General features: G+C 64.1%; 13 protein-coding genes. 6 read left to right on the top strand and 7 right to left on the bottom strand.

All coding sequences use genetic code 11. From position 1 onward, the window contains the following. Positions 1-1,557, top strand: coding sequence for an ArnT family glycosyltransferase (locus HU760_RS12310; protein WP_186674295.1), 1,557 nt, complete (start codon positions 1-3; stop codon positions 1,555-1,557). On the opposite strand, the gene mqo is transcribed toward HU760_RS12310, so the two are convergent. Further along, positions 1,554-3,131 (bottom strand): malate dehydrogenase (quinone), encoded by a 1,578-nt coding sequence (gene mqo / locus HU760_RS12305; RefSeq protein WP_186674296.1) that lies wholly within the window; start codon positions 3,129-3,131, stop codon positions 1,554-1,556. The two genes, HU760_RS12310 and mqo, sit on opposite strands and share 4 nt — an antisense overlap. A gap of 177 nt (positions 3,132-3,308) precedes the next feature. On the opposite strand from mqo, the gene HU760_RS12300 reads away from it, so the two are divergent. Beyond that, on the top strand, positions 3,309-4,529 hold the full coding sequence (locus HU760_RS12300) for a putative DNA modification/repair radical SAM protein (RefSeq protein ID WP_186674297.1): 1,221 nt from the start codon (positions 3,309-3,311) through the stop codon (positions 4,527-4,529). Further along, positions 4,520-5,368 (top strand): TIGR03915 family putative DNA repair protein, encoded by an 849-nt coding sequence (locus HU760_RS12295; RefSeq protein ID WP_186674298.1) that lies wholly within the window; start codon positions 4,520-4,522, stop codon positions 5,366-5,368. The genes HU760_RS12300 and HU760_RS12295 overlap by 10 nt, the downstream gene beginning before the upstream one ends. Before the next feature lie 74 nt (positions 5,369-5,442). Here the strand turns inward: HU760_RS12295 and HU760_RS12290 are convergent, their stop codons facing one another. Both HU760_RS12290 and HU760_RS24560 read right to left on the bottom strand, forming a co-directional pair. Next, entirely contained in the window at positions 5,443-5,700 is a 258-nt protein-coding gene (locus HU760_RS12290) for a PAAR domain-containing protein (protein ID WP_186674299.1), read from the bottom strand. After that, on the bottom strand, positions 5,697-5,819 hold the full coding sequence (locus HU760_RS24560) for a hypothetical protein (RefSeq protein WP_264081710.1): 123 nt from the start codon (positions 5,817-5,819) through the stop codon (positions 5,697-5,699). The genes HU760_RS12290 and HU760_RS24560 overlap by 4 nt, the downstream gene beginning before the upstream one ends. A 227-nt stretch (positions 5,820-6,046) precedes the next feature. Here HU760_RS24560 and treS point away from each other — a divergent pair, with 227 nt between their 5' ends. The 3 genes from treS (at position 6,047) to HU760_RS12275 (ending at position 9,533) form a co-directional block, all read left to right on the top strand. Then, positions 6,047-8,113 carry a maltose alpha-D-glucosyltransferase gene (gene treS / locus HU760_RS12285; protein WP_186674300.1) on the top strand — a complete coding sequence of 689 codons (2,067 nt, stop codon included), beginning with the start codon at positions 6,047-6,049 and terminating at the stop codon, positions 8,111-8,113. Between the two features lie 81 nt (positions 8,114-8,194). Further along, complete coding sequence (locus tag HU760_RS12280; RefSeq protein ID WP_186674301.1) at positions 8,195-8,821, top strand: riboflavin synthase subunit alpha; 627 nt, start codon at positions 8,195-8,197, stop codon at positions 8,819-8,821. A gap of 10 nt (positions 8,822-8,831) precedes the next feature. Beyond that, the gene (locus tag HU760_RS12275) at positions 8,832-9,533 is read left to right on the top strand and encodes a YoaK family protein (RefSeq protein WP_186674302.1); all 702 of its coding nucleotides are present in this window, start codon (positions 8,832-8,834) and stop codon (positions 9,531-9,533) included. On the opposite strand, the gene proP is transcribed toward HU760_RS12275, so the two are convergent. The 4 genes from proP to gabP all read right to left on the bottom strand — a co-directional run bounded on the left by proP (position 9,534) and on the right by gabP (position 14,712). After that, the gene (gene proP / locus HU760_RS12270; protein ID WP_186674303.1) at positions 9,534-11,036 is read right to left on the bottom strand and encodes a glycine betaine/L-proline transporter ProP; all 1,503 of its coding nucleotides are present in this window, start codon (positions 11,034-11,036) and stop codon (positions 9,534-9,536) included. A gap of 156 nt (positions 11,037-11,192) precedes the next feature. After that, positions 11,193-12,167 carry a porphobilinogen synthase gene (gene hemB, locus HU760_RS12265; RefSeq protein WP_186674304.1) on the bottom strand — a complete coding sequence of 325 codons (975 nt, stop codon included), beginning with the start codon at positions 12,165-12,167 and terminating at the stop codon, positions 11,193-11,195. 172 nt (positions 12,168-12,339) lie between these two features. Further along, a complete protein-coding gene (locus HU760_RS12260) occupies positions 12,340-13,233 on the bottom strand; it encodes a PA4780 family RIO1-like protein kinase (RefSeq protein WP_186674305.1) in 894 nt (297 codons plus the stop codon). A gap of 87 nt (positions 13,234-13,320) precedes the next feature. Beyond that, complete coding sequence (gene gabP / locus HU760_RS12255; RefSeq protein WP_186674306.1) at positions 13,321-14,712, bottom strand: GABA permease; 1,392 nt, start codon at positions 14,710-14,712, stop codon at positions 13,321-13,323. Positions 14,713-14,771 lie beyond the last annotated feature (59 nt).

The following is a 14,771-nucleotide window of genomic DNA, read 5'->3' as shown; positions in this document are numbered from 1 at the left end:
GTGCCAAGGTTCAACACGCTCATGGCCGAACGCCTGGCCCTGATGGTCCTGGCGCTGGTGCTGGTGGGTGCCGGTATCGGCTGGCGTCAGCCGATGAATGTGGATGAGGAGCGCTTTCTCGGCGTGGCCCTGGAAATGCTGCAGAGCGGTCACTGGTTCATCCCGCACCGGGCGGCAGAAATCTATGGTGACAAGCCACCGCTGTTCATGTGGACCGTTGCCCTGTTCAGCAACCTGAGCGGCTCACCCAGCATCGCCCTCTACCTGCCCGGACTGTTTTCGGCAGCGACCATCACCTGGGTGCTGCACGACCTGGGGCGACGCCTGTGGAACCGGCGTGTCGGCGTGATTGCCGCGCTGCTGTTCCTGGCGACCTACCAAAGCTACAGCATCCTGCGCACCGGGCAGATCGACAGCTTTCTGTGCCTGTGGGTGGCGCTGGGCCTCTACGGCCTGCTGCGCCACCTGCTGCTGGGGCCGGCCTGGGGGTGGTTCTACCTGGCTTGCGCGGCCATGGGCCTGGGTATCATCAGCAAGGGCGTGGGCTTTGTCCCGGCACTGGTATTACTGCCCTATGCCTGGGCGGTGCGCCAGCGCTGGCACGGCGTGGTGGCGATGCCCGGCCAGGCTTGGCGCTGGAGCGCGGGCCTGCTATGGCTGCTGGCCGGTTGCGCGATCTGGCTGTTGCCGCTGCTGGTGTCGATTGCCCAGGGAGGCGGCGCGGCGGAACTGGCCTATCTGAAGGAAATCCTGCTGCGCCAGACCGCCAGCCGCTATGCCAATGCCTGGGATCACCGTGAGCCGTTCTGGTACTTCTTCGTCAAGGTCATCCCCAAGTACTGGCTGCCGCTGGTGCTGGCCTTGCCCTGGCTGGTGCCGGCCTGGCATCGGCAGTTGCAAAAGCGCGACGGGCGCTTGCTGTTGCTGCTCGGCTGGGTGGCGCTGGTGCTGTTGTTCTTCAGCCTCAGCAGCGGCAAGCGCAAGCTGTATATCTTCCCGGCACTGCCGGGCCTGGTGCTGGCCATCGCGCCGCTGCTGCCCTGGCTGCTCAAACGCTGGCTACAGCGCCGGCCGGCCTGGCGCAAGGGGTTCACCGCCGTGGCCCTGGCATGGTTCGCGCTATGGTTCGCGCGCGGCTGGGTCGAGCCATTGCAAGAAGGCCGCAACCCACATGACACCTTGATGAGCGAAGCCGCGCGCGTCACCAGTGGCGCCGAACTGGTGCTGGTTGACTGGCGCGAGGGGCACTGGCTGTTTGCCCGGCAACCTATCGTGCATTTCGGATTCAGCGGACAATCCAGGATAGATGCGGCCGCTTACTGGCTGCGCCATCACCCCACGGCCTACGCCTTGATCCCGGCCACGACACTGGGCCGTTGCTTCAGTGCCGACAAGGCGCGCAGGCTCGGCGAAACCTCGCGCGCCGAGTGGTATGTGGTCGGCGCCGATGCCGACAACGGCGAGTGCCAATCGGTAGCACCCAGCCATGTCTATCACTTCGCCTGGGCGAGCCCTGCCGATAGCCTGCCCGCGTTGCACAGGCCGCCGCTACCCTAGGGCACAGCGGCGCTCGCAGGAGGATCGAGCTGCAGCACCTCGTTGGTGTAGGCCCATTCCTTCTGCACCTGGTCCGGGTGGTCATTCAGGCGAATGCCGTAGGATGGGATGATCTGCCTGATCTTCGCCTGCCATTCTGGAGAAGCCATTTTGTCCTTGAATACCCTGTTCAGCACGTCAAGCATGATCGGTGGCGCGGTCGAGGCGCCAGGCGAGGCCCCCAGCAACCCGGCGATGCTGCCATCCCTGGACGCCACCACCTCGGTGCCGAGCTTGAGCACGCCGCCCAGTGCCTCGTCCTTCTTGATGATCTGCACCCGCTGGCCTGCCTGCCATAGCCGCCAGTCCGCCTGTTTCGCCTCGGGGAAGTAGGTCCGCAGCGCTTCGAAACGATCATCGTCGGATTGCAGTACCTGACCGATCAGGTACTGCACCAGGTCGAACTCGCGTACCCCGACCCGCACCATCGGCCAGGCGTTGTGCACATTGGTACTGGCGAGCAGGTCGAGCAGCGAGCCTTGCTTGAGAAACTTGGTCGAGAAGGTGGCAAACGGCCCGAACAGGATCATGCGCTTGCCATCGAGCACGCGGGTGTCCAGGTGTGGCACCGACATCGGCGGTGCGCCAGTAGCGGCGATGCCGTAGGCCTTGGCCATGTGACGCTGGGCAATGGCCGGGTTGTCGGTGACCAGGAACGAACCACCGACCGGGAAGCCAGCATAGTCCCTGGCCTCTTCGATGCCGGACTTCTGCAGCAGCGGCAGCGCCGCGCCGCCAGCGCCGATGAACAGGAACCTGGCATCGGTGGCCGCTGTGTTGCCATCCTTGAGGTTGGTGTACTCGACGTGCCAGGAGCCATCGTCATTGCGGGTGATGGCCTGGACCTCGGTCGACAGCTTGAGGTCGAAGTTCGGCCGACTCTGCAGGTAACCCACATACTGACGGGTGATCTCGCCGAAATTGACATCAGTGCCGATCGGCGTCCAGGTCGCGGCCAGTTTCTGCCTGGGGTCGCGCCCCTCCATCATCAACGGCACCCACTTGCGGATCTGTTCAGGGTCTTCGGAGTACTGCATGGGCTTGAACAGCGGACTGGCTTGCAGCGCCTCGTAGCGTTTCTTCAGGAAGCGAATGTTGTCGTCACCCCACACGAAACTCATGTGCGGGGTAGTGTTGATGAAGGAGCGCGGGTTCTTCAGCACCCCCTGCTTCACCTGCCAGGCGAGGAACTGGCGGGTGACCTGGAACGCCTCGTTGATCTCCACGGCCTTGCCGATATCGATCTTGCCGTCCTTCTCCGGGGTGTAGTTCAGCTCGGCCAGCGCGGAATGGCCGGTGCCGGCGTTGTTCCAGCCGTTGGAGCTTTCTTCGGCGACCTTGTCCAGGCGTTCGACCATCTCCATCGACCAGCCCGGCTCGAGCTCGTTGAGCCATACCGCCAATGTCGAGCTCATGATGCCGCCGCCCACCAATAGTACGTCGACCTTATCTGTCTCTGCCGCCTGGGCATGGAGCATGCCCAAGGCCAGTGCAAGCCCTGCAAGCGCCATTCGTGGCCTGATGGTGATGATCATATCCTCTCCCACAGGGCAGACCGCGCCCTGAGCTGTCCGTAAAGTCCAGCGATAAGCGTAGCTGAGGGATTCGCTCGGGCATGGCGGGCCAAGCCCGCGCGAGGCATTCGTCACGCAAGCTTGCAATCGGTGCATTCTCAAAATACTGTATGAATACTCAGTACACGGTGTAACCTCATGCAACTCATCGCCAAACTCGGCATTCTCGCCGACGCCGCCAAATACGACGCCTCCTGCGCCAGCAGCGGCGCACCCAGGCGCAATTCGCGGGGTGGTGATGGCCTGGGTGCCACCAACGGCATGGGCATCTGCCACAGCTACACCCCCGACGGCCGCTGCGTGTCGCTGCTCAAGGTGCTGCTGACCAACTTCTGCCTGTACGACTGCCAGTACTGCGTGAACCGCCGCTCCAGTAACGTGCCCCGCGCCCGTTTCACTCCTGAGGAAGTGGTCCGCCTGACCCTGGATTTCTACCGGCGCAATTGCATCAGCGGCCTGTTCCTGAGTTCCGGCATCATCCGCTCGGCCGACTACACCATGGAGCAGTTGATCCGCGTGGCACGGCTGTTGCGCGAGGAGCATCACTTTCGCGGCTACATCCACCTCAAGACCATCCCCGATGCCGACCCGCTGTTGATCGAAGAAGCCGGTCGTCTGGCCGACCGCCTCAGTGTCAACATCGAACTGCCCACCGACGCCAGCCTGAAGCGCCTGGCGCCGGAAAAGCAGGCCCACACCATTCGCCAGGCGATGGGCGTCATCCACCAGGGCCAGCAAGCCGTGGCCAACGAACCCAAGGCTCCGCGCTTTACCCCCGCCGGGCAGAGCACCCAAGTGATCGTCGGTGCCGACAATACCGACGACAGCACGCTGCTGCGCAATGCCGAGTCGCTGTACCAGGGCTACGGCCTCAAGCGCGTGTACTACTCCGCCTTCAGCCCGATACCCGACAGCCCGGGCAGCGTGCCGTTGGCGGCACCGCCGCTGCTGCGCGAACACCGTCTGTACCAGGCCGACTTCCTGTTGCGTGGTTATGGCTACCAGGCCGGGGAACTGCTCGGCCAGGGCGATAACCTGGCATTGGACATCGACCCCAAGCTGGCATGGGCGCTGGCCAACCGTGAGGTCTTCCCACTGGATGTGAACCGCGCAGAACCGGCACTGCTGGCGCGCATCCCGGGTATCGGCCTGCGTAGCGTACAGCGCCTGGTCGCACTGCGACGCGAGCGGCGCATTCGCTATGACGACCTGATCCAGCTGCGTTGCGTGCTGGACAAGGCGCGACCGTTCATTGTCACCAGTGACTACCGCCCGGCCCAGGCCGAGCTGCGCAGCGGGCTGTTGCGGGCCCGTCTGCGGGAGCCACAGGCACCGGTGCAGATGGGGTTGTGGGGATGATCGCGCTGGACTGCGAAGACTTGTTCGCAACCTGGCGTGGCCAGGCACGTGTGTTGTTGGGGCATGGTATCGATCCCTCGGCGGTTACCTGGTCGCAAGGGCCGATGGCTGACTTGCTGGCCGTAGCGACTCCGCTCCCGGAGGGCCCCGGCCCCTTCCATGCCAAGGTACCAGCAGCCCTGCTGAACCTGCTGGAACAGGCCGCCCGCTACCGTGGCGAGCAACGCTGGAACCTGCTGTACGAGGTACTTTGGCGTGTGGCCCACGGCGACCGCACCGCCATGCTGGCGGGGGACCGACTGGGCAGCGAACTGCATCGGCGGATCAAGCAGGTCAGCCGCGAGGCGCACCACCTGCACGCCTTCGTGCGTTTCGTGCCATTGCCGGACGCCTTGGCAGCCCACTTGCAGCTGGACCTTGTGGCTTACCACGAGCCGGCCCATGACATTCTGGAGAGCGCCAGTCCGCACTTCGCCGACCGCCTGGGGCGCTTGCGCTGGTTGATCGCCACCCCGCGCGATGGCATACGCTTCGACGGCCAGGCATTCGATTACCATCGGCAATGTCCCGAGGCCTGGCGCCACTGGGCGCGCAACGCCGACGACCCGGGTGCCGAGCTGTGGCGCACCTATTACCGCCATACCTTCAACCCTGCCCGCCTCAACCCCGATGCCTTGCGCCTGCACATGCCGGGGAGGTTCTGGCGACACTTGCCGGAGGGCATGCTGATACCCCAGCTCGAAGGCCTGGCGCGCCAGGGCAAGCAACGCGACGGCCAGGCGCTGGAAGTGGCAGCGCAGGCAGGCAAACAAATCAGCAAGCCAACACGGTCGGTGTAGGAGCGGGCTCGCCCGCGAAGAAGCAGGCGCCACGGTAGTTGGCTTGCCCCAGGTCCCCGGACAAGCCGCCAGCGTCAATCCAGCATCCAGCCAGCATCGCCCTCTTCCAGCACACCACCATGGTCGGTTCGGTCCCCTTGGCGTGCCACGGCTGCACCTTCAATCAGAAAATGCGCGGCACCACTGATTACTACAGCGCCACAGGTGGTGCGGTCCCCCACCCTGGCAACCGGCCTGCCATTGAAGGTATACGCGGAACTGCCGCTTTCTACCTGGTTGGTGCCATGCAGCGGGCAGACATGCCGATGGCCTACGAGTATCACGGGTTTCATATGGCCTCACCTTCAGACGGGGCAGTACGGGATTCGAGATCAATGATGGCGCCGAGGCTGATCGCCCCCAGCGCCAACAGCCGATCGGTGATGAAGGGATTGGCGTGTGGCCGAGGCATGAAGAGGTCCTTTTCTTCCAGCAGACTGAAGACATGGACGCTATCGGGGAAGCCATTCTGTGAGAAGTCAGGGCCTTCCCAAGGGGTTGTGGGACATTTCGACTGGCCTCTTTCCCCGACACGGGTACACACCCTGACGCGTCACCCGCAACGTACGCATCCAAGTGAAACGTTCCGCCTGCGAAGCCGTCATAACCTGAGCCGGTGACACGCAATGAGGAGGCGCAATGACCCAGCCCGACCCGTCCTATGTCAAATGGCTCGAAGACCGCGCCATGCTCCAGGCCGCGCAGCAGCGTACCCGCCTGTATTCAGGCCAGTCGCGCCTGTGGCAGCAGCCTTACGCCGAAGCCCAGCCACGCCGGGCCATCGACATCGCCTCGGTCTGGCTGACCGTCTACCCCGACGCCATCATCGCCCCCGAGGGTAGTTCGGTGCTCGCTGCCCTGGCCCACGAAGCGCTGTGGAAGCGCCTGTCGGAGGTCGGTATCCAGGGCCTGCACACCGGGCCGATCAAGCAGTCCGGGGGCCTGCGCGGCCGCGAACTCACGCCCAGCGTGGACGGCAATTTCGACCGCATCAGCTTCGACATCGACCCGCTGTACGGCAGCGAGCAGGAGCTGATCCAGATGAGCCGCATGGCCGCCGCACACAACGCCGTGACCATCGACGACCTGATCCCCTCGCACACCGGCAAAGGCGCCGACTTCCGCCTGGCCGAGCTGGCCCACGGGCCGTACCCGGGGCTGTACCACATGGTCGAGATCCGCGAGGAGGACTGGCCGTTGCTACCGGACGTCCCGGCCGGTCGCGACGCGGTCAACCTGTTGCCGGCACAGTGCGACGAACTCAAGGCCCGGCATTACATCGTCGGCCAGTTGCAACGGGTGATCTTCTTCGAGCCGGGCGTTAAGGAAACCGACTGGAGCGCCACGCCGCCGGTGACCGGGGTGGACGGCAAGACGCGGCGCTGGGTATACCTGCACTACTTCAAGGAGGGCCAGCCGTCACTGAACTGGCTGGACCCGACCTTCGCCGCCCAGCAAATGATCATTGGCGATGCCCTGCACGCCCTGGACTGCCTGGGGGCCCGCGGCCTGCGCCTGGATGCCAACGGCTTCCTCGGCGTGGAAACGCGCACCCACGGCACAGCCTGGTCGGAAAGCCACCCACTGTCGCTGGTCGGCAACCAGCTGATCGGCGGCATGATCCGCAAGGCCGGTGGCTTCAGCTTCCAGGAACTTAACCTGACCCTCGACGACATCGCACAGATGTCCAAGGGCGGTGCCGACCTGTCCTATGACTTCGTCACCCGGCCCGCCTACCAGCATGCGCTGCTGACCGGCGACACCGAATTCCTGCGCCTGATGTTCAAGGAGATGCACGCGTTCGGCATCGACCCCGCCTCGCTGATCCATGCCTTGCAGAACCACGACGAGCTGACCGTGGAACTGGTGCATTTCTGGACCCTGCACGCGCATGACATGTACCTGTACAAGGGCCAGACCTTGCCCGGCGGCATCCTGCGCGAGCATATCCGCGAGGAGATCTACGAGCGCCTGTCCGGCGAACATGCACCCTACAACCTGCGCTTCGTCACCAATGGCATCGCCTGCACCACGGTCAGCCTGATCGCCGCAGCACTGGGCATCCGCGACCTGGAGCAGATCGGCCCGGCCGAGGTCGAGCTGATCCAGAAGGTGCACCTGTTGCTGGTCATGTACAACGCCATGCAGCCCGGCGTGGTGGCGCTGTCCGGCTGGGACCTGGTGGGCGCCCTGCCCTTGCCCGCCGAAGCGGTGGCAGAACGGATGATGGATGGCGATACCCGCTGGATTCACCGGGGCAGTTACGACCTGGCCGGGCTCGCCCCCCAGGCCGAGGCATCGGTGCGTGGCTTGCCGCGGGCGCGGGCGCTGTATGGCAGCCTCGACAGCCAGCTGGAAAACGGCGATTCGTTCGCCTGCAAGGTCAGGAAACTGCTGGCGGTGCGCCAGGCCTACGGCATCGCCAGCAGCCGCCAGCTGCTGGTACCTGACGTCAGCAGCCCCGGGTTGCTGGTGCTGGTGCATGAGCTGCCGGCCGGGCGTGGCATCCAGATCAGCGCGCTGAACTTTGGCCGGGAAGTGATTGCCGAGGAATTGCAACTGACCGGGTTCACCCCGGGGCCGGTGGTGGACATGATCCATGAGACGGTCGAGGGGGACCTGACCGAGGACGGGCGCTTGACGGTGAACCTGGACCCGTACGAGGCGCTGTGCCTGCGCATCGTCAACAGTAGCGGGCATGTCTGAACAGCGCTGGCCGGTCTTGCATTTACCGCTCCACGGGCATAGCGTTCGGAAGTTTTCTTTCTCTGTGCCCAGGAGCAACCCATGTACACCGGCATCGTCCAGGCCGTCCGACCTCTGCTTGATGTGACCAGCTACCCGGGCCACAACCAGTTCACCATCGACCTCACCCCGGAGCTGCTCGACGAGCTGAAGATCGGTGCCAGCGTCAGTGTCGAAGGAACTTGCCTCTCGGTCACCGAAATTGACGGCAGCCGGGTCAGGTTCGACGCCATGACCGCCACCCTCGAGCGTACCAACCTGCGCTTCTTCAAGGCAGGCCAGGGTGTCAACATCGAACGGTCGGCGAAGATGAATGCCGAAGTCGGCGGTCACCTGATGGCTGGGCACATCGCCACCACCGCCGAGATCGTCGAGCTGTCGATCCAGCCGAACGGCGCCTTCATCCGGTTCCGTATGCCCGCGCAATGGGGCAAGTACGTGTTCCCGCGCGGCTTCATCGGGGTCAACGGCTGCAGCCTGACGGTCGCCGATGTCGAAGACAACGTGGTCACCATCAACCTGATCCCCGAAACCCTGCGCCAGACCACTTTCGCCCGTTACCAGGTCGGTGAACTGCTGAATATCGAGGTCGACCACCAGACCATGGTGCTGGTGGATGTGGTAGAACGCACCATCAAGAGCACCCTCGCCCGCGAACTGCCCCGCTGAGGTACCTGGCATGCTGCCCAACGCCCTTCCCGCACGCACGGCCCGGCGGCTGCGCCTGCAGATCCTGCGTGGCCGTGTCGGCCTCGGCCTGGTTGCCGGCCTGTCGGTACTGGCCGGCATGACCGATGCGATCGGCCTGCTGGCACTGGGCGACTTTGTGTCGTTCATGAGCGGCAACACCACGCGCCTGGCGGTAGCCATCAGTGAAGCGGACCTGGCCATGGTGCTGCGCCTGAGCGGTGCCATCCTCGGCTTTGTCGCCGGTAACGCACTGGGTGTGGTGTTGGCGCGCAGCTTCCACCGTAGGGCCTGGCCAGTGCTGCTGGTGGTCGCCGTACTGCTGGCCTTCGCCGCCGGCTGGCGCTTGGCAAATACCTTCCCGGCGCTGCTGGCCGCCACGTTGGCCATGGGCATGATCAATGCCGTGGTCGAACAGGTGAACGGCCTGCCAATCGGCCTGACCTACGTTACCGGGGCCCTGTCACGCTTCGGCCGTGGCCTGGGGCGCTGGCTGTTGGGTGAGCGGCGCAACGGCTGGCGTGTGCAACTGGTACCGTGGGCCGGCATGCTGCTGGGCGCTTCGCTGGGGGCCTGGCTGGAGCAACGCCTGGGCCTGCAGGCGCTGGCCGGCAGCTGCTCGCTGGCCTGCGTGCTGGCCCTGGTGTCGCGCTTCATTCCCCGGTCGTGGCAGCGTGGCTACATGCCACGCTGATCAGTCGATGCGCGGATGCTGCTGCACCAGCAACGTGCGCTTGGCCTCCAGTTCGGCAATCTGCGCATCGATGTCCTCGATCTTCTGTTCGATATTGTCATGGTGCTCCTGCAGCAGCTCGCGCGCTTCCTCGATATCCGATGCGGCCGGTGCCGCGCCGCGCAGCGGCTTGTTGGCGGTTTCCTTCATGGTCAGGCCGGTGACCAGCCCCACCGCGGCAATCACCATCAGGTAGTACGCCGGCATGTACAGGTTGCCGCTGCTTTCCACCAGCCAGGCCGCGAGGGTCGGCGTAAGCCCGGCAATCAGGACCGAGATGTTGAAGGCGCTGGCCAGGGCGCTGTAGCGGATGTGCGTGGGGAACATGGCCGGTAGTGTCGAGGCCATTACGCCGATGAAGAAGTTCAGCAGCACGGCAATGATCAGCAGGCCGGCAAAAATCACCCCCAGCACGCCGCTGTTGATCAGCATGAAGGCAGGGATGGCCAGCACGAAAAGACCGACGCTGCCAATGATGATGAACGGGCGCCGGCCGAACTTGTCGCTGAGCAGCCCGATCATCGGCTGCACGAACAGCATGCCGACCATGATCGCGATGATGATCAGCACGCCATGGTCTTCGCTGTAGTGCAGGTTGTGCGACAGGTAGCTGGGCATGTAGGTGAGCAGCATGTAGTAGGTGACGTTGGTGGCGATCACCACGCCGATGCAGGTCACCAGGCTGCGCCAGTGCTGGGTGGCGACTTCCTTGAACGATACCTTGGGTCCGGCGGCCAGCCCTTGGCGGTCGCCTTGCTCCAGCGTGTCGACGTGCTGCTGGAAGGCTGGGGTTTCCTCCAGCGCATGGCGCAGGTAGAGGCCGATGATGCCCAGCGGCAGGGCGAGGAAGAACGGCAGGCGCCAGCCCCATTCGAGGAACTTGTCCTCACCCAGAACGGTAGAAATCAGCACCACCACACCGGCCCCCAGCACAAATCCGGCAATCGAGCCGAAGTCCAGCCAACTGCCGAGAAACCCGCGCTTGCGGTCGGGCGCGTATTCGGCGACGAAGATCGACGCGCCGGTGTACTCGCCCCCTACCGAGAAGCCCTGGGCCATCTTCGCCAGCAGCAACAGGATCGGGGCCCAGATGCCGATGCTGGCATAGGACGGTATCAGGCCGATGGCGAAGGTGCTGAGCGACATGATCACAATGGTCGCCGCGAGGATTTTCTGCCGCCCGAAGCGGTCGCCCAAGGCACCGAAGAACAACCCGCCCAATGGCCTGATCAGAAACGGTACGGAGAACGTGGCCAATGCCGCGATCATCTGCACGCCCGGGTCGGCATTGGGGAAGAACACCTTGCCCAGGGCGTAGGCGACAAAACCGTAGACACCGAAGTCGAACCACTCCATGGCATTGCCCAGGGCGGCAGCGGTAATCGCCTTGCGCATCTTGGCGTCGTCGACGATGGTGATGTCCTTGAGGCCGATTGGCTGGAGGCTTTTCTTGCGAGGTTTCATGTCCGTATCCCTGTCGATGAATGCTCTAAGGGATGAGATACAACGGGACACTAAATAATTCAGCGCTCACTGCTTTTTCGTGTTTTCTCGCCGGCTGTCACGCATTGGATGAAAGCCGCTGGGATGACAGCGGCTTTCACTGGCAAAGGCCGCCGATCAGATACCGTCGCGGGCCAGGTCCATCGCGAAGTAGGTGAGGATCAGGTCGGCACCCGCACGTTTGATCGCACCGATGCTTTCACGCACCACCCGGCCTTCGTCGATGGCGCCAGCCAAGCCGCCGAACTTGATCATCGCGTATTCGCCACTGACCTGGTACGCGGCCAGCGGCAGGCGCGAGGCGGCACGGATATCGGCGATCACGTCGAGGTAGGCGCCAGCGGGCTTGACCATCAGCACGTCGGCCCCTTCCTGCTCGTCGAGCAACGACTCGCGCACCGCTTCGCGGCGGTTCATGGGGTTCATCTGATAGCTCTTGCGGTCGCCCTTCAGCGCGGTACCACCGGCTTCGCGGAACGGGCCATACAGCGACGAAGCGAACTTGGTGGAATAGGCCATGATCGCGGTGTCGTGGAAGCCGGCACCATCCAGCGCGCTGCGGATGGCCTGCACCTGGCCGTCCATTGCCGCCGAAGGGGCGATGAAATCGGCACCGGCAGCGGCGGCGATGACTGCCTGCTTGCCCAGGTTGGCCAGTGTGGCATCGTTGTCCACGCCGTGGTCATGCAACACGCCGCAGTGGCCGTGGCTGGTGTATTCGCAGAAGCAGGTGTCGGACATCACCACCATTTCCGGCACGGTGTCCTTGCAGATCCGCGACATGCGCGCGACCAGGCCGTTTTCGTTCCAGGTGTCGCTGCCAACGGCGTCCAGGTTGTGCGAAACGCCAAAGGTCATTACCGACTTGATGCCGGCACGGGCGTAGCGTTCGATTTCCTGGGCCAGCAGCTTTTCGGGGATACGATTGACGCCCGGCATGCTGGTGATCGGCACGAAGTCATCGATGCCTTCTTCGACGAAGATTGGCAGGATCAGGTCTTCAAGGCGGAACTCGGTTTCCTGGAAGATCGTGCGCAGGGACTCGTTCTGGCGCAGGCGGCGAGGACGAACGGACGGGAATTGGTTGGACATGACTGCTCCAGGGTATTTGAACGGCGTATACCTTATGCCTGTCGCGCGCCAGAGAAAAGGCCAAATGAAGAGTTATTGTCGTGCATCAAAGGCAATGGTTGTCGCAGCCATGGCTATCCTGTGTCGGCCTCTTCGCGGGTGAACCCGCGAAGAGGCCGACACAGGCAACCCATTACTGCAGCCAGGGCGGCGTCGGCTCCTCGGTCCTCGCCGGACCATGCTCGGCCTCGGCTCGCGCCGCACGCCGGCGCGCATCATCCCGCCGGGCGGCATCGATCTCGCGCATTACCCCCGCCACGTCGGCATCATGCGCGTCCTCCTCGAACAGCCCTGTCAGTGCGCTGTCCGAGCGCAGTTCGCCCGCCTCGTACAAGGCCCACATTTCCTGCGCGTACCGGGTATTTTTCAGCTCCGGCGCAAAACGCCCGAAATAGTGGGCCATGTTGGCCACATCACGCTGCAGCATGCTGAAGGCATGGTTGTTGGCCGCAGCGTCCACGGCCTGCGGCAGGTCGATGATCACCGGCCCGTCGGGGCCGAGCAGCACGTTGAACTCCGACAGGTCGCCATGCACCAGCCCGGCACACAGCATCAGCACGATCTGGCGGATGACAAAAGCATGGAAGGTGCGGGCTTCCTCGGCCTCCAGGTGTACGTCGTTCAGGCGCGGTGCCGCATCGCCGTCGGCGTCGGTCACCAGCTCCATCAACAGCACGCCGTCCTGGAAGTCGTAGGGCCGCGGCACGCGCACCCCGGCAGCGGCCAGCCGGAACAGCGCCGCCACCTCGGCGTTCTGCCAGGCATCCTCGGCTTCCTTGCGGCCATACTTGCTGCCCTTGGCCATGGCCCGTGCCTGGCGGCTATTGCGGACCTTGCGGCCTTCCTGGTATTCGGCGGCCTGGCGGAAACTGCGCTTGCTGGCTTCTTTATACACCTTCGCGCAGCGCACCTGGCTGCCGCAGCGCACGACATACACGGCGGCTTCCTTGCCACTCTTCAACGGCCGCAGTACTTCGTCGACCAGGCCGTCCTCGATCAGGGGTTCGATTCTTTTCGGTGTCTTCATCAGGCTGAGTTCGGGGTCCTGGCTGTGATGGCGGACATCCTCTCACAGCCGGGAGCGACTTGCTCGTCTGTCTTCAGCGCGCCAGTGTCAGGCGCCCTGCCCCACAGCACCTGGCACCATCCCGCGTGCCCGGCGCCGCGTAACCAGCACGCCGGAACACACCACCAGCAGCGCCAGCACCATGGTCGACACGACCTCCAGGCGGTGGTCCGGGCGGAACAACATCAATACCAGCACAGCACTGATGAACAGGATCACGCCCCAGGTCAGCCATGGGAACAGCCACATGCGGTAACCCAAGGTCTTGCCCTGGGCGGTCAGGCGCTGACGCAGGCGCAACTGGGAAATGGCAATCACCAGGTACACCAGCAAGGCGATGGCGCCCGAGCTGGCCATGAGGAAGCCGAACACCTTGGCCGGCACCAGGTAATTGGCAATGACCGCCAAGAACGCCGCGCCGGTGGACAGCAACACCGCCACCACCGGCGTGCCACTGCGGCTGGTCACCTGGGCGCAGGCCGGCGCATCACCGCGGCGGCTCAGCGAGTAGACCATGCGCGAAGCGGTGTACAGCGACGAGTTGAGGCAGCTGGTGACCGAGGTCAGCACGACGAAATCGATAATCGCCTTGGCATGCGGTACACCGAGGGTGTCCAGCACCGTGACATACGAGCCCTCGCTGGCCAGGCGCGGGTCAGTCCATGGCACCAGGGCGATGACGATGAAGATCGACAGGATATAGAACAGCGTGATCCGCCAGATCACCGAGTTGGTGGCCTTGGAGATATGCTTGCCCGCTTCGTCGGACTCGGCTGCGGCGATGGTCACCACCTCGGCACCAAGGAACGAGAACATGGTGATGAGCATGGCACTGAGCACCGCGCCGAAGCCGTTGGGCATGAAACCGCCGGTGTCCCACAGGCGCGACACGCCGCTGACGCCGGAGCCCGGCAGCAGGCCGAAGATGGCGCACGCACCCAGCGCGATGAAACCGACGATGGCCAGCACCTTGACCAGCGCCAGCCAGAACTCGAATTCACCATAGTTCTTCACGCTGAACAGGTTGGTAGCGGTCAGCAGCAAGGTGATGACCAGCGACAGCACCCAGATTTCCAGTTGCGGAACCCAGGAATTGATGATGGTGGCGGCGATGTTGGCCTCGATCGGGATGATCAGCACCCAGAACCACCAGTACAACCAGCCAATGGTATAGCCGGCCCATTTGCCGATGGCGAGGTCGGCATAGGTGGAAAACGAACCGGTGTCCGGCGAGGCTACCGCCATTTCCGCCAGCATGCGCATTACCAGCACGACCAGGGCACCGGCCAGGATATAGGCCAGGATGGTAGCCGGCCCGGCTTCGGCGATCGCACGGCCGGAGCCGACGAACAGGCCGGCACCGATCACACCGGCAATGGACAGCATGGTGACATGCCGTGATTTCAATCCATGACTCAAATTGTTGTTGTGGGTTTGCATGGCGTTACCTTGTTGTTTTTGTCATGCCCACGCAGGGGCCGCCGGCTTGCACGTCACCG

The organism is Pseudomonas oryzicola (genome assembly GCF_014269185.2).
Classification (GTDB): Bacteria; Pseudomonadota; Gammaproteobacteria; order Pseudomonadales; family Pseudomonadaceae; genus Aquipseudomonas; species Aquipseudomonas oryzicola.
The sequence above is the reverse complement of the archived record's forward strand: the minus strand, read 5'-3'. Positions and strand labels throughout refer to the sequence as shown.

Bases quoted from the DNA above. Each gene is read 5' to 3' on its own strand.
- proP (WP_186674303.1), bottom strand. From the start codon at position 11,036: ATGAAACCTCGCAAGAAAAGCCTCCAGCCAATCGGCCTCAAGGACATC.
- HU760_RS24560 (WP_264081710.1), bottom strand. From the start codon at position 5,819: ATGCCTCGGCCACACGCCAATCCCTTCATCACCGATCGGCTGTTGGCG.
- hemB (WP_186674304.1), bottom strand. From the start codon at position 12,167: ATGTCCAACCAATTCCCGTCCGTTCGTCCTCGCCGCCTGCGCCAGAAC.
- HU760_RS12280 (WP_186674301.1), top strand. From the start codon at position 8,195: ATGTACACCGGCATCGTCCAGGCCGTCCGACCTCTGCTTGATGTGACC.
- HU760_RS12275 (WP_186674302.1), top strand. From the start codon at position 8,832: ATGCTGCCCAACGCCCTTCCCGCACGCACGGCCCGGCGGCTGCGCCTG.
- treS (WP_186674300.1), top strand. From the start codon at position 6,047: ATGACCCAGCCCGACCCGTCCTATGTCAAATGGCTCGAAGACCGCGCC.
- HU760_RS12260 (WP_186674305.1), bottom strand. From the start codon at position 13,233: ATGAAGACACCGAAAAGAATCGAACCCCTGATCGAGGACGGCCTGGTC.
- HU760_RS12300 (WP_186674297.1), top strand. From the start codon at position 3,309: ATGCAACTCATCGCCAAACTCGGCATTCTCGCCGACGCCGCCAAATAC.
- gabP (WP_186674306.1), bottom strand. From the start codon at position 14,712: ATGCAAACCCACAACAACAATTTGAGTCATGGATTGAAATCACGGCAT.
- mqo (WP_186674296.1), bottom strand. From the start codon at position 3,131: ATGATCATCACCATCAGGCCACGAATGGCGCTTGCAGGGCTTGCACTG.
- HU760_RS12290 (WP_186674299.1), bottom strand. From the start codon at position 5,700: ATGAAACCCGTGATACTCGTAGGCCATCGGCATGTCTGCCCGCTGCAT.